This is a genomic window from Plantibacter sp. Leaf1 (assembly GCF_001421315.1).
Lineage (GTDB): Bacteria > Actinomycetota > Actinomycetes > Actinomycetales > Microbacteriaceae > Plantibacter.
In genome coordinates, this window is record NZ_LMJX01000002.1 from 886,321 (window position 1) to 906,032 (window position 19,712).

The 19,712-nt window shown below is 69.4% G+C and carries 15 protein-coding genes and 1 riboswitch; of the genes, 8 read left to right on the top strand and 7 right to left on the bottom strand.

Going from position 1 to position 19,712, the window contains the following annotated elements; genetic code table 11:
• Nucleotides 1-4 precede the first annotated feature (4 nt).
• From ASE44_RS06405 to ASE44_RS06415, 3 genes are read left to right on the top strand one after another with little or no spacing between them, the layout of a single operon-like run.
• Nucleotides 5-928, top strand: a complete 924-nt coding sequence (locus tag ASE44_RS06405; protein WP_082456051.1) for an ABC transporter permease — start codon at nt 5-7, stop codon at nt 926-928.
• Complete coding sequence (locus tag ASE44_RS06410; RefSeq protein WP_056778313.1) at nt 891-3,026, top strand: ABC transporter ATP-binding protein; 2,136 nt, start codon at nt 891-893, stop codon at nt 3,024-3,026. The genes ASE44_RS06405 and ASE44_RS06410 overlap by 38 nt, the downstream gene beginning before the upstream one ends.
• A 48-nt stretch (nt 3,027-3,074) precedes the next feature.
• The gene (locus tag ASE44_RS06415; protein WP_157579811.1) at nt 3,075-3,689 is read left to right on the top strand and encodes a hypothetical protein; all 615 of its coding nucleotides are present in this window, start codon (nt 3,075-3,077) and stop codon (nt 3,687-3,689) included.
• 79 nt (nt 3,690-3,768) lie between these two features.
• Here ASE44_RS06415 and ASE44_RS06420 read toward each other — a convergent pair whose 3' ends face one another.
• From ASE44_RS06420 to ASE44_RS06435, 4 genes are all read right to left on the bottom strand, one after another.
• The gene (locus ASE44_RS06420) at nt 3,769-5,520 is read right to left on the bottom strand and encodes an ABC transporter ATP-binding protein (protein WP_056778319.1); all 1,752 of its coding nucleotides are present in this window, start codon (nt 5,518-5,520) and stop codon (nt 3,769-3,771) included.
• Nucleotides 5,517-6,455 carry an ABC transporter permease gene (locus ASE44_RS06425; RefSeq protein WP_082455862.1) on the bottom strand — a complete coding sequence of 313 codons (939 nt, stop codon included), beginning with the start codon at nt 6,453-6,455 and terminating at the stop codon, nt 5,517-5,519. Before ASE44_RS06425 ends, ASE44_RS06420 begins: the two co-directional genes overlap by 4 nt.
• Nucleotides 6,456-6,468: 13 nt before the next feature.
• The gene (locus ASE44_RS06430; RefSeq protein WP_056007318.1) at nt 6,469-7,401 is read right to left on the bottom strand and encodes an ABC transporter permease; all 933 of its coding nucleotides are present in this window, start codon (nt 7,399-7,401) and stop codon (nt 6,469-6,471) included.
• 75 nt (nt 7,402-7,476) lie between these two features.
• On the bottom strand, nt 7,477-9,099 hold the full coding sequence (locus tag ASE44_RS06435) for an ABC transporter substrate-binding protein (protein ID WP_056778322.1): 1,623 nt from the start codon (nt 9,097-9,099) through the stop codon (nt 7,477-7,479).
• A 336-nt stretch (nt 9,100-9,435) separates the two neighbouring features.
• Here ASE44_RS06435 and ASE44_RS06440 point away from each other — a divergent pair, with 336 nt between their 5' ends.
• Nucleotides 9,436-10,245 carry a CPBP family intramembrane glutamic endopeptidase gene (locus ASE44_RS06440; RefSeq protein WP_056778324.1) on the top strand — a complete coding sequence of 270 codons (810 nt, stop codon included), beginning with the start codon at nt 9,436-9,438 and terminating at the stop codon, nt 10,243-10,245.
• Nucleotides 10,246-10,330: 85 nt separating this feature from the next.
• Here ASE44_RS06440 and gcvP read toward each other — a convergent pair whose 3' ends face one another.
• Genes gcvP through gcvT form a run of 3 tightly spaced genes read right to left on the bottom strand, consistent with a single transcriptional unit; the run spans nt 10,331 to nt 14,754 of the window.
• Nucleotides 10,331-13,252 (bottom strand): aminomethyl-transferring glycine dehydrogenase, encoded by a 2,922-nt coding sequence (gcvP, locus tag ASE44_RS06445; RefSeq protein WP_056778327.1) that lies wholly within the window; start codon nt 13,250-13,252, stop codon nt 10,331-10,333.
• Nucleotides 13,252-13,626, bottom strand: coding sequence for a glycine cleavage system protein GcvH (gene gcvH / locus ASE44_RS06450; RefSeq protein WP_056778330.1), 375 nt, complete (start codon nt 13,624-13,626; stop codon nt 13,252-13,254). Before gcvH ends, gcvP begins: the two co-directional genes overlap by 1 nt.
• A gap of 3 nt (nt 13,627-13,629) precedes the next feature.
• Nucleotides 13,630-14,754: a glycine cleavage system aminomethyltransferase GcvT gene (gcvT, locus tag ASE44_RS06455; protein WP_056778333.1), complete on the bottom strand. Its 1,125-nt coding sequence runs from the start codon at nt 14,752-14,754 to the stop codon at nt 13,630-13,632.
• A 160-nt stretch (nt 14,755-14,914) separates the two neighbouring features.
• Nucleotides 14,915-15,000: riboswitch (glycine riboswitch) on the bottom strand.
• Between the two features lie 146 nt (nt 15,001-15,146).
• Here gcvT and ASE44_RS06460 point away from each other — a divergent pair.
• The 4 genes from ASE44_RS06460 to nadC are packed head-to-tail and all read left to right on the top strand — an operon-like array spanning nt 15,147 to nt 19,711.
• Entirely contained in the window at nt 15,147-15,929 is a 783-nt protein-coding gene (locus tag ASE44_RS06460) for an NUDIX domain-containing protein (RefSeq protein WP_056778335.1), read from the top strand.
• Nucleotides 15,926-17,233, top strand: a complete 1,308-nt coding sequence (nadA, locus tag ASE44_RS06465) for a quinolinate synthase NadA (protein WP_056778338.1) — start codon at nt 15,926-15,928, stop codon at nt 17,231-17,233. Before ASE44_RS06460 ends, nadA begins: the two co-directional genes overlap by 4 nt.
• Nucleotide 17,234: 1 nt before the next feature.
• Nucleotides 17,235-18,866: an L-aspartate oxidase gene (gene nadB / locus ASE44_RS06470; RefSeq protein WP_056778341.1), complete on the top strand. Its 1,632-nt coding sequence runs from the start codon at nt 17,235-17,237 to the stop codon at nt 18,864-18,866.
• Nucleotides 18,860-19,711: a carboxylating nicotinate-nucleotide diphosphorylase gene (nadC, locus tag ASE44_RS06475; protein WP_056778345.1), complete on the top strand. Its 852-nt coding sequence runs from the start codon at nt 18,860-18,862 to the stop codon at nt 19,709-19,711. The genes nadB and nadC overlap by 7 nt, the downstream gene beginning before the upstream one ends.
• The last annotated feature ends 1 nt before the right edge of the window (nt 19,712 follow it).

The following is a 19,712-nucleotide window of genomic DNA, read 5'->3' on the forward strand; positions in this document are numbered from 1 at the left end:
CGACATGGCACTGACCGACCCAACGACGCTGACCGTCGGTGAACCCGAGACGATGCGCGGCGCACCCAAGCGCCCGCAGTCACGTGGTCGCACGATCCTCCGGAAGGTGCTCGCCACGAAGCGCGCACGCATCGGTGGCGGCGTCCTGCTCTTCATCATCCTGTGGGCCTTCATCGGACCGCTGCTGTCCCCGTGGTCCTTCACCGACCAGGACGGCCTCGCCTTCAGCCAGCCGCCGTCGTTCGACCACTGGTTCGGCACGAACAACATCGGCCAGGACGTGTACGCGCAGACCCTCGTCGGGCTGCAGAAGTCGATCGTCATCGGACTCATCGTGGGACCGGGGGCGGCCATCATCGCCGGGCTCGTGGGCGCGATCGCCGGCTACGTCGGCGGCGTCTGGGACAAGGCGATCGTCTGGTTCATCGACCTCCTCCTCGTCATCCCCGGCTTCTTCCTCCTCGTCCTGCTGAGCCCCGCGTTCAAGTCGCTCTCCTGGCTCGCCCTCGTGGTGTTCCTCGTGCTCTTCGGATGGATGGTGCTCGCCCGGGTGATCCGCGGACAGACGATGTCCCTGCGGGAGCGCGAATACGTCAAGGCGGCGCGGTTCATGGGCGTCCCCGGGTTCACCATCATCCGTCGGCACATCATCCCGAACGTCGCCAGCCTCCTCATCATCGACGCGACCCTCGGCATCGGAGCGGCGATCCTGTCCGAGACGACCCTGAGCTTCTTCGGCTTCGGCGTCCAGGCACCCGACGTCTCCCTCGGCACCCTGCTGGCCGCGGGCGCGAGTGCTGCCGTCACCCGCCCCTGGCTGTTCGTCTTCCCCGCAGCGATCCTCGTCATCACCGTGCTCGCGTCGAGCCTGCTCGGCGACGCCCTCCGCGATGCCATCGACCCGACCTCAGGAGCCAACCGTGACTGACCCCCAGGCGGCCAAGCCGCTCCTCCAGGTCCGCGACCTCAGCGTCACCTTCCCGAACGCCGGAACACCGGTGCACGCCGTCCGCGGCGTGTCCTACGACGTCCACCGGGGCGAGTTCCTCGGGATCGTCGGCGAGTCCGGCTCCGGCAAGAGCGTGTCGTCGATGGCCGTCATGGGCCTGTTGCCGACCAACGCGCAGGTCAGCGGCAGCATCCGGTACGACGGCGTCGAGCTGCTCGGGCAGTCCGACCGCGAACTGTCGCGGATCCGGGGCCGCGACATCGCGATGATCTTCCAGGACCCGCTCTCCGCGCTGACCCCGGTGTACACCATCGGCCAGCAGATCGCCGAGGGACTCCGGCTGCACGACTCGGCGCTCTCCCAGCGCGCCGCCGACACCCGCGCGGTCGAACTCCTCAAGATCGTCGGGATCCCGAACGCGGAGCGCCGGGCGAAGTCCTTCCCGCACGAGTTCTCGGGCGGGATGCGCCAGCGGGCCATGATCGCGATCGCGATCGCGAACGACCCGCAGCTCATCATCGCCGACGAGCCGACCACCGCCCTCGACGTCACCATCCAGGCGCAGATCCTCGAGGTGCTCCAGGAAGCGAAGGACATCACCGGCGCCGCCGTCGTCCTCATCACCCACGACCTCGGCGTCGTCGCCGGCAACGCCGACCGGGTCGCCGTGATGTACGCGGGCCGGATCGTCGAGACGGCCCCGGTCGTGCCGCTGTTCCGCGAGCCACTCATGCCCTACACGATCGGCCTGCTCCGGTCGATGCCCAACATGGCGGCGAACCAGCAGGAGCGGCTCGTCCCCCTCGAGGGTCGTCCCCCGCTGCTGACGAACGTCCCGACCGGTTGCCCGTTCGCCCCGCGCTGCCCGATCGCCGTGGCCGCGTGCCTCGAGGGCGAACCGGCGCTCCTCCCCGTGCTCGACGGCCCGGCCACCGATCCGGCCACCTCCATCGAGCACACGGCCGCGTGCATCCGCGCCGGCGAGATCGCGGACGGATCGCTGCTCCGCCCCGACATCTTCCCCCGGCCTGACGAGGTGCCGGAGGAACTCGTCGCCGAGGTCGCCCCCGAGACCGTCCTCGACGTCAAGGACCTGACCCGCGCCTTCCCGCTCACGAAGGGCGTGGTCTTCCGCCGCAACATCGGCACCGTCCGCGCCGTCGACGGCGTCTCCTTCAGCGTCCAGCGCGGCCGCACGCTCGGCCTCGTCGGTGAGTCCGGTTGCGGGAAGACGACGACCATCATGGAGATCCTCGAGCTCGCCCGGACGCAGGGTGGCACCATCCACGTGAACGGCGTCGACACCGCGACCCTCTCGAAGCCCGACCGCAGGAAGTTGCGCAGCGACATCCAGGTGGTCTTCCAGGACCCGATGGCCTCGCTCGATCCACGGATGACGATCGAGGACATCATCGGCGAACCGTTGACCGTGCACGGCGTCTCCCCCGCGGAGATCCGGAACCGCGTCGGTGCCATGCTCGAACTCGTCGGCCTCGAGCCGTCGTTCGCCGGCCGATACCCGCACGAGTTCTCCGGTGGCCAACGGCAGCGCATCGGCATCGCCCGGGCGCTCGTCGTCGAGCCGAAGATCCTCGTCCTCGACGAGCCGGTGTCCGCACTCGACGTCTCCGTCCAGGCCGGCGTCATCAACCTCCTCGAGGACCTCAAGCAGCGACTCGGCCTGTCCTACCTCTTCGTCGCGCACGACCTCGCCGTCGTCCGCCACATCGCCGACGACGTCGCCGTCATGTACCTCGGCCGCATCGTCGAGTACGGGCCGAGCGCGACGATCTTCGCCGACCCCAAGCACCCGTACACCCAGGCACTCCTCTCGGCCGTGCCGGTGCCCGACCCGGAGCTCGAACGCAGCCGGCAGCGGATCCTGCTGAACGGCGACCTCCCCTCCCCCAGCGACGACCGCGTGGGCTGCAGCTTCCGCAGCCGCTGCCCGCTGTACCAGCTCCTTCCGGCGGACAAGCAGTCGGTCTGTGAGCAGGATGATCCGCGTGAGCGTCCCGTCGACGGTCGCCTGGTCGCGTGCCACCACGCGGAGAGCGATCGACTCGTCACCGCCTGACGGACGCGGCCGACGACCACGGGTCGGCGGCCTGGAAGGATGGACGACGTGAACGACGCGACGAACGCCCGCAACCGGACCACCCTGAGGAGCACCAGCGGCTACTGGATCCTCGGGGTCACCGCCCTCCTCATGGTCTTCTTCATCATCGACGCCGTGGGCCGCGGCGCCTGGGGGTTCGCCCTCCTGGCGCTGCCCTGGGAGCTGCTCGTCGTCTGGCTGGTGTACCTGGTCCTCGTCCGCCCCTGCATCGTCATCGAGCCCGAGCGGCTGACGATCGTGAACGTCGGTCGGCTCCACGAGATCCCCTGGTCTCGCCTGGAGGAGGCGACGAGCCGGTACCAGCTCACCGTGCTCCTGCGCGACGGTCGGAAGATCACCAGCTGGGGTGCGCCGAGCGCCGGCCTCGACCGCCCCTCCCTGACCGGCGGTCGCGGACGACGGGACGTCGACCACCAGGAACGCGCCTCGGGCGTCCGCCGACCAGGACGGGCGGGCAACGAGGGCCCCTCGGCCGTCGACCTCATCGACCGGGCGCACGAGCGCTGGGGGAAGATCGACCCGGCCGACACGCGCCTGGCCGCCTCACGTTGGGACGTCGTCGCCCTCGGGGTCACCGCCGCGCTGATGGTCTGGGGCGCCGCCTCGGCGCTCCTCGGCTGACCCTCCGGCCCATCCCGGGAACGACGAAGGGCGGTGCTGCGGATCGCTCCGCGGCACCGCCCTTCGGCGTGACGGCTCGTTACAGCGCGAGCTCGATCCCGGCGCCGGGGATGGCGTCGAGGAGTTCACGCGTGTACTGCTGCTTCGGGTTCTCGAAGACGTCGTCCGTGGTCGACGCCTCGACGATCTTCCCCTTCTGCATGACCGCCACGTTGTCGGCGATCACCCGCACGACCGCGAGGTCGTGGGTGATGAAGAGGTAGGTCAGCTGCAGTTCCGACTGGAGGTCGGCGAGCAACTGCAGGATCTGCGCCTGCACGAGCACGTCGAGCGCGGACACGGCCTCGTCGAGGACCACGATCTCCGGCTTCAACGCGAGCGCCCGGGCGATCGCGATGCGCTGACGCTGACCACCCGAGAGCTCGTTCGGGTAGCGCGTCGCGACCGACTGCGGCAGCGACACCTGGTCGAGGAGTTCCAGGACGCGTGCGCGTCTGGAGGCCTTGTCGCCGACCTTGTGGGTCTGCAGCGGCTCCGAGATGGTGTTCCCGATGTTGCGCAGGGGGTCGAGCGAACCGTAGGGGTCCTGGAATACCGGCTGCATCGTCCGGCGCAGCGCGAGGAGACCCTTGCGGTCGAGTCCCTCCATCGCCTTCCCGCCGATGCGGATGCTGCCCGAGGTCGGTGTCTCGAGCTGCAGGAGGAGCTTCGCGACGGTGGACTTCCCCGAACCGGACTCCCCGACGAGCGCCATGGTGGTGCCCTTCGGGATCTGGAACGAGACGCCGTCCACGGCCTTCAGCTCACTCGCCTGGCCCTTCTGTCCACGGATCTTGTAGACCTTCTCGAGATCGTCCACGACGATCGCCGGCTCCACCTTCGCGAGGTCGAGCTGCGCCGCCGCACGATGCTCGGCGGCGACGATCAGGTCGATCCCCTCCGAGCCGGCCGGAGCCTCGTGCTCGAGCGTCTCGAGCGGCCCGGTCGCGGACTGGATCCGCCGCGAGGCGAGGCTCGGCGCTGCGGCCACCAGGCGCTGCGTGTACGGGTGCACCGGGTTCTGCAGGATCTCGACCGAGGGACCGGCCTCGACGATCTGCCCCTTGTACATGACGATGAGCTTCTCGGCACGTTCGGCCGCGAGGCCGAGGTCGTGCGTGATGAAGAGCAACGCCGTTCCGCTGTCGCGCGTCAGGCTCTCGAGGTGGTCGAGGATCTTCCGCTGCACGGTGACGTCGAGCGCCGAGGTGGGCTCGTCAGCGATCAGCAGCTTCGGGCTCGAGGAGAGGCCGATGCCGATGAGCACGCGCTGCCGCATACCGCCGGAGAACTGGTGCGGGAACTGCTTGAGGCGACGGTCGGCGTCGGAGAGACCGGCCTGCTGGAGGACCTCGATCGCCTTCGCCCGCACGGCCTGCTTGCCCTCGGCGATGCCGTTGGCGCGGATGGCCTCCTCGACCTGGAACCCGATGTTCCAGACCGGGTTGAGGTTCGACATCGGGTCCTGCGGCACGAAGCCGATCAGGCGACCGCGGACGTCCTCGATCTCCTTGCGCGGGAGCTTCGAGAGGTCGCGACCCTCGAAGAGGATCTCACCGCCCGTGATCTTGCCGGTCCCGGGGAGGAGGTTGATGATGGCGTGCGCCGTCGTCGACTTCCCGGATCCCGATTCGCCGACGATCGCGACCGTCTCACCGGGCATCATCGTGAAGCTGGTCTTGCGGATGGCCTGCACGGTGCCGCTCTGCGTGCGGAACCCGACCTCGAGGTCCTTGACCTCGAGGAGCGGCTGCCCGGTGCGTGCACCGGCCTGGGGTGTGGGGGTGCTCAACGGAGTGCCCTCGCCTTCGGGTCGAGTGCATCACGCAGGACCTCGCCGAGCATGATGAAGCTGAGCACGGTGAGCGAGAGCGCGATGGACGGGTAGATGAGCACCTGCGGAGCGGTCCGCAGGTCGCGCTGCGCCTGGGAGATGTCCGCGCCCCACGAGATCGACTCGGATCCGAGTCCGACGCCGAGGAACGACAGGGTCGCCTCCGCGACGATCGCCGAAGCGAGCGACAGCGTGATGACGACGATCACCGGGGCGATCGAGTTCGGCAGGACGTGGCGCACGAGGATGCGGAACCGCGAGACGCCGAGGGCGATCGAGGCCTGCACGTAGTCGGCGTTCTTGACCCGCAGGATCTCGGCACGCAGGACTCTCGCGACGCTCGGCCAGACGAACAGACCGACCGCGAGCGAGATGGTCCAGACGCTCCGGTAGGCGGCGAGGGCCGACATGACGACGACGGCGGCGAGGATGTACGGGATCGAGAAGAAGATGTCGCCGATGCGGGAGAGCACCGAGTCGACCCAACCGCCGTAGAAGCCCGACAGCGCGCCGAAGCTGATACCGAGCACGCAGACGATCGCCGTGACGATGAGGCCGACCGCGAGCGAGGTGTTCGCGCCGAAGATGACCCGCGAGTAGATGTCGCAGCCCTGCTTCGTGAACCCGAGCGGGTGCGCGAGCGACGGGTCACCGAGGCTGTTGTCGAGGTTGCAGCTGCGCGGGTCGACCTGCGAGAACAGGCCGGGCAGGAGCGACACCACGACGACGAGGACGATGAGCACGGCCGAGATCCAGAACATCGGCTGACGGCGCATGTACGCCCAGGCGTCGGTCCAGAGGTTGCTCGGCTTCTCGTCGACCTTGACGGCGTCGATCACCGCGAGCGGCGTCTCCTCCAGCGGGGCGACGAAGTGCGTGGATGAACGCTTCATCTGTGGTTCCTGATCATGACTTGACATAGCGGATCCTCGGGTCGAGCACGGCGTACAGCAGGTCGACCAGCAGGTTGACGAGCAGGTAGACGAGCACCATCACGGTCACGAAGGACACGACGGTGGGTCCTTCGCCACGGATGATCGCCTGGTAGAGCGTCCGGCCGACGCCGGGCACGTTGAAGATGCCCTCCGTGACCGTCGCTCCGACGATGAGCACACCGAAGTCGACCGCCAGGTAGGTGACGACCGGGATCAGCGAGTTGCGGAGGATGTGCACCGGGATGATCCGGCGGCGGCTGAGGCCCTTCGAGGCCGCGGTGCGCACGAAGTCGAGCGACTGGGTCTCGATCACGGCGCCGCGGGTCAGGCGCGTGATCTGCGCGAAGCTGATCGTCGCCAACACGAGTGCCGGGAGTAACAGGTCTTGTATCGGCGCACCGGCACCGACCGTGACCCGGAACCAGCCGAGCTGGATGCCGAAGACGAACTGGGCGATGAACGCGACCACGAAGACCGGCAGGGAGATGAGGATGAGGCTCACGACGAGGAACGACGCGTCGAAGATGCCGCCCTTGCGGAGGCCGGAGACGAGGCCGATCGTGATGCCGGCGACCATCTCGAAGAAGACGGCGAGGACGGCGAGACGCAGCGTGACCGGGAAGGTCTGCGCGAGGATCTCGGCGACCGGCTGACCGGAGAACGAGGTGCCGAGGTCGCCCGTGAGGATGCCGCCGAGGTACAGCAGATACTGCACGATGAACGGCTTGTCGAGGTTGTACTCCGCGCGGAGCTGCTCGAGGACGGCCGGGCTCGGCGTCCGGTCGCCGAAGAGCGCGAGGATGGGGTCGCCCGGGAGCGCGAACACCATGAAATAGATGAGGAACGTCGTACCGAGCAGGACCGGGATGGCCTGCAGGATGCGGCGGAGGATGTAATTGCCCAAAGCGGGACTCCTGAACTCGTGAAAACTGGGTGGGCCCGGAAGAACCGGACCCACCCAGTTGTGCCGTCTACAAGATTACTTGGTGATCTCGTAGTAGAGAGGCACGGAGTTCCAACCGAACTGGACGTTCTGGACGCCCTCGCCGAATCCACCGCTCACGTTCTGGTACCAGAGCGGGATGGCGGGCAGGTCCTTGAACAGGACCTCCTGAGCTTCCTGGAACTTCTTGTTCGCGGCGTCGAGGTCGGACTCGGCAGCACCCTCGGAGAGGAGCTTGTCGAACTCGGGGCTCGAGTAGTCGCCGTCGTTCGAGGAGGCGCCGGTCGCGTACAGCGGGCCGAGGAAGTTGTACAGACCCGGGTAGTCGGCCTGCCAACCGCTGCGGAACGCGGTCTGGATCTGACGGCTCGTGATGCTCTCACGGAAGTCGCCGAAGACCGCGACCGGAACACCGGAGGACTCGATGCCGAGGGTGTTCTTGATGTTGTTCGTCACGGCGTCGACCCAAGCCTGGTGCGGGCCGTCGGCGTTGTAGGCGATCTGGAAGGAGCCGTCCCACGGGGAGATGGCGTCAGCCTTGGCCCAGAGTTCCTTGGCCTTCTTGTCGTCGTTGGTCAGCACCTCGTTGCCGGGGATGTCCTTCGAGTAGCCGTCGATGACGGGCGAGGTGAAGTCGGTCGCCGGGGTGCGGGTGCCCTCGAAGATGACGTCGGTGATCTGCTTGCGGTTGATCGCGTAGGAGATCGCCTGACGACGCAGCTCGCCTTCCTCGCCGCTGAAGTGCGGGAGGCGGGACGGGATGGTGAAGGACTGGAACACGGCGGCGGGCTGGTTCACAGCGCGGTCACCCAGGTCGTCCTGGAAGGTGGAGATCGCGGAGTCCGGGATCTGGTCCAGGACGTCGAGGTTGCCACCGAGGAGGTCGGCGTACGCCGCGTCGAAGCTGGCGTAGAAGTTGATCGTCACGCCACCGTTCTGCGGCTTACGACCACCGTTGTACTCTTCGTTGGTGACGAGGGCGATGGACTCGTTGTGCTTCCACGCCTTCTCACCGTCGAGCTTGTACGGGCCGTTGCCGACCGGGTTCTGACCGAAGTCGGCCGTGACCTTGCCGGCCTCGTCGAACGCCGACTTGGGCAGCGGGTAGAACGAGGAGTAGCCGAGGCGCAGCGGGAAGTCCGAGCGAGCCTCGTTGAGCTCGACCGTGAAGGTCGTGTCGTCGACGACGTTGAGGCCGGTGAGGGGCTGGTCGGCGTCGTAGCTGAAGCCCTTGATGTCCTCGAAGAAGTAGCTGTTCTTGCGCGCGTTCGAGAGGAGCGCGGCGTCCTGCCAGGCGTTCACGAACGACTCGGCGTCGACCGGGTCACCGTTGGTGAACTTCTGGTCGGGCTTGATCTTGATCGTGAAGGTGATCGAGTCGTCGGTCTCGATGGACTCGGCGAGGTCGTTGACCGGCTTGCCCTTGGCGTCGTAGTAGACGAGGCCTGCGAAGATCTCGTCGAGGATCTTGCCGCCACCCACCTCGTTGGTGTCGCTGGGGATGAGACCCGACTCGGGCTCGGAGCCGTTGGTCGTGATGATGGCGGATGTGTTGCCGCTGGTGCTCTCGCTGCTGGAACCGCCACCGGAACATCCGGTGAGGACGAGAGCCCCTGCTGCGATGATGGCGGCGGCAGAGCCGAACCGACTGAACTTCACAGTTCCTCCTTGGGGAAAGGGCAAGCGAAACCGGCGCATCGTGTGCGCTGGACCACTCTTTGAATACTCTGACGATAAGTTGAAGCAGGACGACGAGCAAACTGGGACGCCAAACGTTACACAGCGGTAACCGAATCGGAGGATTGTTGCTCGCCGACGAGTTTCCGTGCACGTATCCCGCCCGCGACGCAAGAGAACGACGCTGATCGCAAAACTCGTGCGGGAGGAGTCCGGCGGCGGATACGAATCGTAAGCCCGCCCGCCGGCGGTGGCCGGGACGCGGGCGTCCAGGTGGTATGCGGTGCACGTGAAGCGAAGAGCCCGCACAATGGACCGGTGAACGAGCAGAACGCGACCGTCCCGCAGCCGGACCTCCCCGAACGGTCACCGGTCGCGCGCCGCTGGTGGGAGATCGGGATCGTCCTCGCCCTGAGCCTCGGTGCCTCGGCGGTGTACTCCGTCATCTCGCTCATCGCGAAGCTCACCGCGGGGCCGCCGCTCGCCGACCAGTCGGCGGCCATCAACACGACGCAGGCGACCCGGGAGTGGCTCGACTTCAGCTACCAGTTCCTCGGGCTGTTCTTCCAGCTCGCGCCCGCCGCGCTCGTCATCTATCTGCTCTGGCAACCGGGGCGAAGCGGTTTCACCCGCATGGGACTCGACCTCCGCGCACCAGGACGCGACCTCGGACGTGGCGCGCTGCTCGTCGCCGCGATCGGCATCCCCGGTATCGGGGTGTACGCGCTCGGCCGGGCGCTCGGGGTCACGGTCGCGGTGTCGACCTTCCCCGACACCATGTACTGGTGGACGATCCCGATCCTCGTCTTCTCCGCGCTCCGCGCCGGGCTGCAGGAGGAGGTCATCATCATCGGGTACCTGTACACCCGGCTGCGCGAGATCGGATGGGGGTGGTGGACGATCATCCTCTCGACCGCCGTCCTGCGCGGGAGCTACCACCTGTACCAGGGCATCGGACCGTTCTTCGGCAACGTCGCCATGGGGATCGCGTTCGGCTGGTGCTACAAGCGCTGGGGCCGGGTGATGCCGCTCGTCGTCGCGCACACGATCATCGACGTGATCTCCTTCGCCGGATTCCCCCTGGCGGTCGCCTGGTGGCCGGGCATCTTCGCCCCGACCTCGTCCTGACCGACACCCCGCCCGTCCTCCGACGAACGAGGACTCCCCCGCCCACGACGGGGCGAGGGAGTCCTCGTTCGACGGTGCGCTCCGCCTAGGCGAACGCCTCGGGCGGCGGGCAGGCGCACACGAGGTTGCGGTCGCCGTACGCCTGGTCGATCCGGCGGACCGGCGGCCAGTACTTCGTCCGCACCAGCGTGTGCACGGGGTACACGGCGAGCTCACGCGAGTACGCGTGGGTCCACTCCCCCTCGATCACCGACTGCGCCGTGTGCGGCGCCCCGACGAGCGGGTTGTCGTCGGCCGGCCACTCGCCAGCTGCGACGGCGTCCGCCTCGGCCTTGATCGCGATCATCGCGTCCACGAAGCGGTCGACCTCGGTGAGGTCCTCGCTCTCGGTCGGCTCGACCATGAGCGTCCCCGCGACGGGGAACGACATCGTCGGCGCGTGGAAGCCGTAGTCGACGAGGCGCTTGGCCACGTCGTCCACCGTGATCCCGGTCGTCTCCTTCAGCGGGCGGAGGTCGAGGATGCACTCGTGCGCGACCAGGTCGCTGTCGCCCGTGTAGAGGACCGGGTAGTGGTCGCGGAGCCGTGCGGCGATGTAGTTCGCGGCGAGCACTGCGGCACCCGTCGCCTCACGGAGGCCCTCCGAGCCCATCATGCGGACGTAGGCCCACGAGATCGGCAGGATGCTCGGGCTGCCGTAGGGCGCCGCCGAGATCGGCCCGCCCGCGTGCACGACGGTGCCGCCGCCGAGCAGCGGGTGCTCGTCGCGCTGGGCGAGCGGGTGCCCGGGCAGGAACGGAGCGAGGTGCGCCTTCGCGGCGACCGGACCGACGCCCGGACCACCGCCGCCGTGCGGGATGCAGAACGTCTTGTGCAGGTTCAGGTGCGAGACATCGCCACCGAACTCGCCGAAGCGCGCGTACCCGAGCAGGGCGTTGAGGTTCGCACCGTCGACGTAGACCTGGCCGCCGGCGTCGTGGACCGCCTGCGTGATCGTCTTCACCTCGTGCTCGTACACGCCGTGGGTCGACGGGTAGGTGATCATGAGGGCTGCGAGGGACTCGGCGTTCGACGCGATCTTCGCGCGGAGGTCGTCGAGGTCGACGTTGCCCTGCTCGTCACAGGCGACGACGACGACGCGCATGCCGGCGAGGACCGCGGAGGCCGCGTTCGTGCCGTGCGCGCTCGACGGGATCAGGCAGACCGTGCGCTGCTCGTCGCCGTTCGCGCGGTGGTAGCCACGGATCGCGAGCAGACCCGCGAGCTCCCCCTGGCTGCCCGCGTTGGGCTGCAGCGAGACGGAGTCGTAGCCGGTGACCTCGGCGAGCCACGTCTCGAGCTGGTCGACGAGTTCGAGGGAACCGGCCACGTCCTCCCGCGGCGCGAACGGGTGGAGTCCGGCGAACTCCGGCCAGGTGACCGCTTCCATCTCCGTCGCCGCGTTGAGCTTCATCGTGCACGAACCGAGCGGGATCATCCCCCGGTCGAGCGCGTAGTCGCGGTCCGCGAGCTGCTTGAGGTACCGCATCATGGCGGTCTCGGAGTGGTGCGTGTTGAACACCGGGTGCGTCAGGTACCCGGTCTCGCGGGCGAGCGCGGCCGGGTACGCCGACACGGCTCCCGGTCCGAAGGCCGAGGCGGACGAGGCCTCGTCGAAGACGTACGCGGACGGCTCGCCGGCCGTGGCCGCCCCGGCGGTCGTGAGGACCTCGACGAGGGTCGGGACGACGCTCTCCTGGGCACTCACCTCGTCGAAGCTCATCGAGACGGTCGTCTCGTCGACGGCCCACAGCAGGAGGCCGCGGTCGTGCGCTCCGGCCACCACCGCCGCGCTGTCGTCGACGCGGACCTGCAGCGTGTCGAAGTACTGCTCAGTGAGCACCTCCACCCCCGCGGACTGCAGGAGGTGTGCCGCGGTCGCGGTCGCCGCGTGGACCGACTGCGCGATCCGCTTGAGCCCGGCGGGGCCGTGGTAGACGGCGTACATCGCGGCCATGACGGCCAGCAGGACCTGCGCGGTGCAGATGTTGCTCGTCGCCTTCTCGCGGCGGATGTGCTGCTCGCGGGTCTGCAACGTGAGCCGGTAGGCGGGGTGACCCGCCGCGTCCTGGCTGACGCCGACGAGCCGTCCTGGCATCTGTCGCTCGAGTCCCTTGCGGACCGCGAGGTACCCGGCGTGCGGGCCGCCGAAGCCCATGGGGACCCCGAAGCGCTGCGTCGTGCCCACGGCGATGTCCGCACCGAGGGAACCGGGCGAGGAGATCAGCGTCAGGGCGAGGAGGTCCGCCGCCACGACGGAGACACCGCCACCGGCCTTCACCGCCGCGAGGACCGCGGACGGGTCCCAGACGAGTCCGGAGGCTGCGGGGTACTGCACGAAGACGCCGAACGCGGCCGGCAGGTCGGTCGGTGCGGTGCTCGAGAGCGGCAGCTCGACGAGGTCGATGCCGACCGCTTCGGCACGGCTGTGGAGGAGCGCCTTGGTCTGCGGGTAGGCGTCGGCGTCGACGATGAAGGTCGTCTCGGCGAGCTTCGAGGCGCGACGGGCGAGCAGCATCCCTTCGACGACGGCCGTGCTCTCGTCGAGCATCGAGGCGTTCGCCGTGTCGAGGCCCGTGAGGTCGGACACCATCGTCTGGAAGTTGATGAGCGCCTCGAGGCGCCCCTGCGAGATCTCCGGCTGGTACGGCGTGTACGCGGTGTACCAGGAGGGGTTCTCGAGCACGTTCCGCTTGATGACCGCTGGCGTGATCGTGTCGAAGTATCCGAGGCCGATGAGGCTCCGGTTCACCGTGTTGCGGCCCGCGAGCTCGCGGAGTTCCGCCAGCGCGGCGCGCTCGCTCGCGGCGGCGGGGATGCTCGACGACGCCAGTTCCGCTGCCGTGATGGCCGACGGGACGGCTGCCGACAGCAGCTCGTCGACGCTCGCATACCCGACCGCTGCGAGCATGGTCGCCTGGGCGTCGGTGTCGGTCCCGATGTGCCGATCTGCGAACCGGTCCGCCATCACTCGCCCACCAGCTTGCTGTAGTCGTCCCAAGTGAGCAGCGTGTCGGGCAGCGCGTCGTAGCGCACCGAGACGAGCCAGCCGGCGCCGAACGGGTCGCTGTTGACGAGCGACGGGTCGTCGACGACGGCGTCGTTCGCCTCGACGACCTCGCCGTCGAGTGGCGCGAACAGCTCACCGACGGACTTCGTGGACTCGATCTCACCGACGACGGTGCTCGCGGAGAGCGCCGCACCGACGGCCGGCAGGTCGACGAACACGACGTCGCCGAGCTTCTCGGCGGCGTAGTCGGTGATGCCGATGACGGCGAGATCGCCCTCGACGCGGATCCACTCGTGCTCGGCGGTGTACTTGAGGGTGGTCTTGTCGGCCATGGGTTACTTCTCTCTCGAATAGAAGGGGAGCGTGGTGACGGTCGCGGGGATCCGCGTGCCGCGGACGTCGAGGTCGAGCACGGTGCCCGGCTCGGTGTGGTCGGGGTGCACGTAGGCCATCGCGATCGGGTGCCCGAGGGTCGGTGACAGCGCGCCGCTCGTGACCTCGCCGACGACGTCGTCGCCGGCCAGGACGGCGTAGCCGGCGCGACCCGCACGACGTCCCTCGGAGACGAGCCCGACGAGCACGCGTGCGTCGGCGGCCGGGCCGGCCTCGATCGCGTCGCGCCCGACGAAGGAGCCGTGCTTGGCGAGCGCGACCACCCGGCCGAGCCCGGCCTGCACCGGCAGCATGTCCGGGACGAGCTCGTGACCGTAGAGCGGCATGCCTGCCTCGAGGCGGAGCGTGTCGCGGCTGGCGAGTCCGGCCGGGACGAGGCCGAGCGGCGTTCCGGCGGCGACGATCGCGCTCCACAGTTCCACGGCGTCAGCGGCGTCGACGTACAGTTCGAAGCCGTCCTCGCCCGTGTACCCGGTGCGTCCGATGAAGACGGTGCCGTTCTCGAAGGAGGCACCGGTCGCGCGGTAGTACTTGACCTCGTCGAGCGAGGGCAGTTCGTCGAGGACGTGCAGTCCCTCGGTCGCCTGCAGGATGGCGCGCGAGGCGGGGCCCTGGACCGCGATGAGTGCGATCTCATCGCTGCGGTCGACCACGGCGAGGTGTTCGAAGGCGGCTGCGCGCTCCGTGAGCGCGGCGACGGCCGCCTCCCGGTTGCCGGCGTTCGCCACGACGAGGTATTCGTGCTCACCATTGCGGTAGACGACGAGGTCGTCGATGATGCCGCCCGCCTCGTTCAGCAGCAGCGAGTACTTGGCCTGCAGCAGCTCGATCGCCGAGAGCCGACCGGCGAGCGCCTGGTCGAGGAAGGCGGCGGCGTCCTCGCCGACGACCTGGATCTCGGCCATGTGCGAGATGTCGAAGATCCCGGCCGCCGTGCGGACGGCGTGGTGCTCGGCGAGGTCGCTCGAGTAGCGCACGGGCATCTGCCAGCCCGCGAAATCGGTGAAACTCGCGCCGGCGGCTTCGTGGACGGCGTACAGCGGGCTGGTTCGTTCGGGGTCGGTCACGAGTTCTCCGGGGTCGCGTGGTGCGCTGCGGACGCCTACCGGCGTCCGTTGGGAACTCCCCCTCTGTCATTGGCCTGAGAGCTTCGCGGGGCCGATGGCGCGGGCCCTGCTTTCACCGTCGGCGAGCGCGCCAGGAACGTGCGCTGCTTTCCAGAGTGGCCAGTCCGATGCGGTACAGGACCTGAGAGATTGGCGGGGAGGCTTGCTCCTTCGGTGCCGGCGTACCGGCTCTCCCGCATCGTGTTTGCGGCCCGATGTTCGATTAGAGCGCCAGCATATCGCGAGTCGTCGGTGCAGCGGGGGCATCTGTTCAGGTCGGGTGTACACTAAGTCTCAGGCGAGTAAGTGTCAGGTGAACCATAAGACGCTGCAGCCCCGATCCAGGAGCCACCATGCAGCGCACCACGACGCCAGCGGAGCACGAGGCGACGCCCGTCGAGCTGGCCGTCTCGACGGTGATCTTCACCCTGCGGGCCGACGACGGCTTCGGGGCGGGCGACGCGACGCCCGCCATCTGGCTCCCGCTCGTGCGCCGGATCCGGGAACCGTACGACGGACGCTGGGCGCTGCCCGGCGGACCACTCGGGGCGGCGCAGTCCCTCGCCGACGCCGCGGCGTCCACCCTCGAGGCGACCACGTCACTCCGCCCGCGGTACCTCGAACAGCTCTACGCCTTCGGCGACCTCGACCGCTCCCCCGCGGAACGCGTCGTCTCGATCGTCTACTGGGCCCTCGTCGGGTCCGAGGAGGCGAAGCGCACCCACCTCGGGCAGAACGTGCGCTGGTTCCCCGCCGACGCGCTGCCGCCGCTCGCGTTCGACCACCGGGAGATCGTGGAGTACGCGCTCTGGCGCCTCCGCAACAAACTCGAGTACAGCCACATCGCCCACGCCTTCCTCGGCGACACCTTCACCCTGTCGGAACTCCGCGAGGTGCACGAGGCCGTGCTGCAGAAGCAACTCGATCCGGCCAACTTCCGTCGCCAGGTGGAGGCGTCCGGCCTGGTGCTCGCGACGGACGCACTCCGGACGGGTGGCCGGCACCGTCCGGCACGGCTGTACCGCTGGACCCAGCCGATCGCCCGACCGGACACGCCCGCCGCGTCCCGTCCGGCGAGCGCCCGCACCTCGAACACCCCCACCACCCCCCGAGCGACGTCCCAGGAGCCAGCATGACGATCACCGCATCCGTCGACGACACCATCCAGCAGATCACGGAGGGCACGTCGGACGGCGCGACCTGCGCGCCAGAGCTCGCGGCGGGTCCGTGGGTCTTCGACCTGCAGCCGCCGAGCTACGGCCCGGGAGCATCCATGGGCGACGTCATCCCGACCGGCTCGCCGCGTCAGGGGCAGTTGCCGGTCGCCTACCGCGACGCCGCCCCCGAGGACCTCCACCGACGCATCGTCGCCGCGAAGGAGACCCTCGGCGACCGCGTCGTCATCCTCGGGCACTTCTACCAGCGCGACGAGGTCGTGCAGCACGCGGACTACATCGGCGACTCCTTCCAGCTGGCGAACGCCGCCAAGGCCCGCACCGAGGCGGAGGCGATCGTCTTCTGCGGCGTGCACTTCATGGCCGAGACGGCCGACCTCCTGTCGGGGCCGGATCAGGCGGTGATCCTGCCGAACCTCGCTGCCGGGTGTTCCATGGCCGACATGGCGGACATCGACCAGGTCGAGGAGGCCTGGGAGGCGCTCGAGGCGCTGTACGGGACCGAGCCGGACGCAGACGGCCGCGTGCCGGTCATCCCGGTCACCTACATGAACTCCTCCGCCGCGCTGAAGGGGTTCTGCGGCCGGCACGGCGGGATCGTCTGCACCTCGAGCAACGCGGAGACCGTGCTCCGGTGGGCGTTCGAGCGCGGCCAGCGGGTGCTGTTCTTCCCCGACCAGCACCTCGGGAGGAACACCGCCAAGAAGCTCGGTGTGCCGCTGGAGCGGATGCCGATGTGGAACCCGAACCGCCCGCTCGGCGGCAACGAGGCACCGGCGCTGGCCGAGGCCCAGGTCATCCTGTGGCACGGGTTCTGCTCCGTCCACAAGCGGTTCACCGTGGACCAGATCGACCGGGCGCGCGCCCAGCACCCCGGAGTGCGGGTCATCGTGCACCCCGAGTGCCCGATGCCGGTGGTCGACGCGGCCGACGAGGCGGGCTCGACGGACTACATCCAGAAGGCGATCGCGGCGGCACCGGACGGCACGACCTTCGCCATCGGCACGGAGATCAACATGGTGCAGCGTCTGGCGGCGCAGTTCCCGCAGCACACGATCTTCTGCCTCGACGACGTGATCTGCCCGTGTTCGACGATGTACCGCATCCACCCCGGCTACCTCGCCTGGGTGCTCGAGGGACTCGTCAGCGGTGAGGTCCTCAACCGCATCACGGTCTCCGACGACGTCGCCGTGCCCGCGAGGCTGTCGCTCGAGCGCATGCTCGCCGCGAAGCCGCCGGCGACCACCGTGCCGCAGGTCGGCTGACATGGCCAGGGTGCTCGTCGTCGGGAGCGGGATCGCGGGGCTCGTGGCCGCGATCCGTGCGAGCGAGCGTCACGAGGTCGTCGTCGTCACGAAGGACGTGCTCGGCCAGAGCAACACGCGGTACGCCCAGGGCGGGATCGCCGGGGTCATTTTCGAGGACGACCGCGTCGAGGACCACGTCCGCGACACCCTGCTGGCGGGAGCGGGGCTCTGTGACGAGGCCGCGGTGCGCGTGCTCTGCTCCGAGGGTCCTGAGCGGATCAGGGAGCTCATCGCCTTCGGGGTGGCGTTCGACCGCGACGGCGAGCAGTTCGCGAAGGGGCTCGAGGCGGCGCACTCCTATCCCCGCGTGCTGCACGCGGGTGGCGACGCGACGGGCGCGGCGATCGAGACGGCCCTCGTCCGGACGCTCGGGGCCCGCGGTGTCCCGGTGCTCGAGCACACCGTGCTCCTCGACCTCGACCTCCGGGACGGCGTCGCCGTCGGCGCCCACCTGTGGTCCGCCGAGCGCGGGCACGTCACGCTTCCCGCGGACCACATCGTCCTCGCGACCGGCGGGGTCGGCCAGCTCTACCCGTTCACCACCAACCCGTCGGTCGCGACCGGTGACGGCGCAGCGGTGGCGCTCCGGGCCGGAGCGGTCCTGGCGGACGTCGAGTTCGTCCAGTTCCACCCCACCGCCCTGACCACCCCGGAGCGCTTCCTCGTCTCGGAGGCGGTCCGTGGTGAGGGTGCGGTCCTCCGAGATGCCGCGGGCCAGCGGTTCATGCAGCTGTTGCATCCCGACGCCGAGCTCGCACCGCGGGACGTCGTCGCTCGCGGGATCGCGCAGGCCATGGCGGCGCAGGACGGCCGTCCAGTCACCCTGGACGCGACCGCGCTCGGGGCCGAGCGGCTGGCCGAACGCTTCCCCGGCATCGACGCGCACGTCCGCGCATCCGGGGTCGACTGGTCGACCACGCCCGTCGAGGTCGCTCCGGCCGCCCACTACTGGATGGGCGGCGTGGCCACCGATCTCGACGGCCGGACGACGGTCCCCGGGCTGTACGCGATCGGCGAGGTGGCCCGGACGGGCGTGCACGGGGCGAACCGGCTCGCGTCGAACTCCCTCCTCGAGGGCGCCGTCTTCGCCGTGCGAGCCGTCGCGGCGATCGACGCGTGCGGAAGCGGCGGCCCGGTCGCCGGTCGCCCGGTGCTCGGCTCCGTGACGATCGACCTCGAATCCACCGCCACCGCCCTGGACGGCACGGCATCGGCCGCGCCGCCGTTCAGCCGCCAGGCTCTACACGACCTCATGTGGCGACATGCCGGACTCGTCCGGAACGCGTCCGGGCTCACCGAGGCTCAGGCGACCCTCGCGGGTTGGGCGATGCGGTCAGCAGCTCGACCTGATGAGCCCGACACGCTCTCGGCGGTGGAGGACCGCAACCTGCTGCTCCTCGCCCGCGCCGTCGTCGCCGCGGCGTTGCAACGCACCGAGTCCCGCGGTGCCCATGCCCGGGACGACCACCCGGCCATCGACGTCACCGATGCCCGGCCGATCTCCGTCACCCTCGCTCCGGCGCTTGTACCGCCGCCCTCCAGCCCGCCGCCCCTCCCGCTCTTGAACGGATCCGTGCTCTCGCCATGCTGACCCCTCGACTCATCGACACCGTCGTCTCCGCCGCTCTCGACGAGGACGCTCCGTGGGGCGACCTCACGGCCGACGCCCTCATCCCCGCAGATGCCACGGCGTCGGCCTCCCTGAACGCCCGGGAACCCGGCGTGTTCAGCGGCGCGGCGGTGTTCGAAGCCGCCTTCCGCCTCACCGATCCGGGGATCAGCGTCGCGTTCCTCGTCGCCGACGGTGAGTCGTTCTCCGCCGGCGACACCATCGCGATGGTCTCCGGCCCGGCCCGGGCGGTGCTCACCGCTGAGCGGGTCGCCCTCAACTTCGTGCAACGGATGAGCGGGATCGCGACGATGACCGCGGCCTACGTCAGCGCCGTGTCCGACACCCGGGCGCGCATCGTCGACACCCGGAAGACCACGCCCGGCCTCCGCGCCTTCGAGCGGCACGCGGTCCGATCCGGTGGTGGCCGCAATCACCGCCACTCGCTGTCCGATGCCGTCATGGTGAAGGACAACCACCTCGCGGTGCTGCTCGAACGCGGCCTCACGATCACCGAGGCGTTGCTCCGGGCGCGCGAGGAGCTCCCCCACACGACGAGCATCGAGGTCGAGGTCGACCGGCTCGACCAGATCGAGGCCGTGCTGGCCGCCGGTGTCGACACGATCATGCTCGACAACTTCACCCTCGACGAGCTCCGCGAGGGTGTCGCGCTCGTCGCCGGCCGGGCGGTCGTCGAGGCGAGCGGCAACGTGACCCTGGCGACGGTCCGCGACGTCGCCGCGACCGGGGTCGACGTGATCTCGTCGGGGGCGCTCACCCACAGCGTGCGGTCGCTGGACCTCGGCCTCGACGTGTCGGTGGACTGAG

Excerpts from the sequence above, each read along its gene's own strand:
- ASE44_RS06405 (WP_082456051.1), top strand. The coding sequence starts at position 5 with ATGGCACTGACCGACCCAACGACGCTGACCGTCGGTGAACCCGAGACG.
- ASE44_RS06410 (WP_056778313.1), top strand. The coding sequence starts at position 891 with ATGCCATCGACCCGACCTCAGGAGCCAACCGTGACTGACCCCCAGGCG.
- ASE44_RS06425 (WP_082455862.1), bottom strand. The coding sequence starts at position 6,455 with ATGAAGCGTTCATCCACGCACTTCGTCGCCCCGCTGGAGGAGACGCCG.
- gcvP (WP_056778327.1), bottom strand. The coding sequence starts at position 13,252 with ATGGCGGACCGGTTCGCAGATCGGCACATCGGGACCGACACCGACGCC.
- gcvH (WP_056778330.1), bottom strand. The coding sequence starts at position 13,626 with ATGGCCGACAAGACCACCCTCAAGTACACCGCCGAGCACGAGTGGATC.
- ASE44_RS06460 (WP_056778335.1), top strand. The coding sequence starts at position 15,147 with ATGCAGCGCACCACGACGCCAGCGGAGCACGAGGCGACGCCCGTCGAG.
- nadA (WP_056778338.1), top strand. The coding sequence starts at position 15,926 with ATGACGATCACCGCATCCGTCGACGACACCATCCAGCAGATCACGGAG.
- nadB (WP_056778341.1), top strand. The coding sequence starts at position 17,235 with ATGGCCAGGGTGCTCGTCGTCGGGAGCGGGATCGCGGGGCTCGTGGCC.
- nadC (WP_056778345.1), top strand. The coding sequence starts at position 18,860 with ATGCTGACCCCTCGACTCATCGACACCGTCGTCTCCGCCGCTCTCGAC.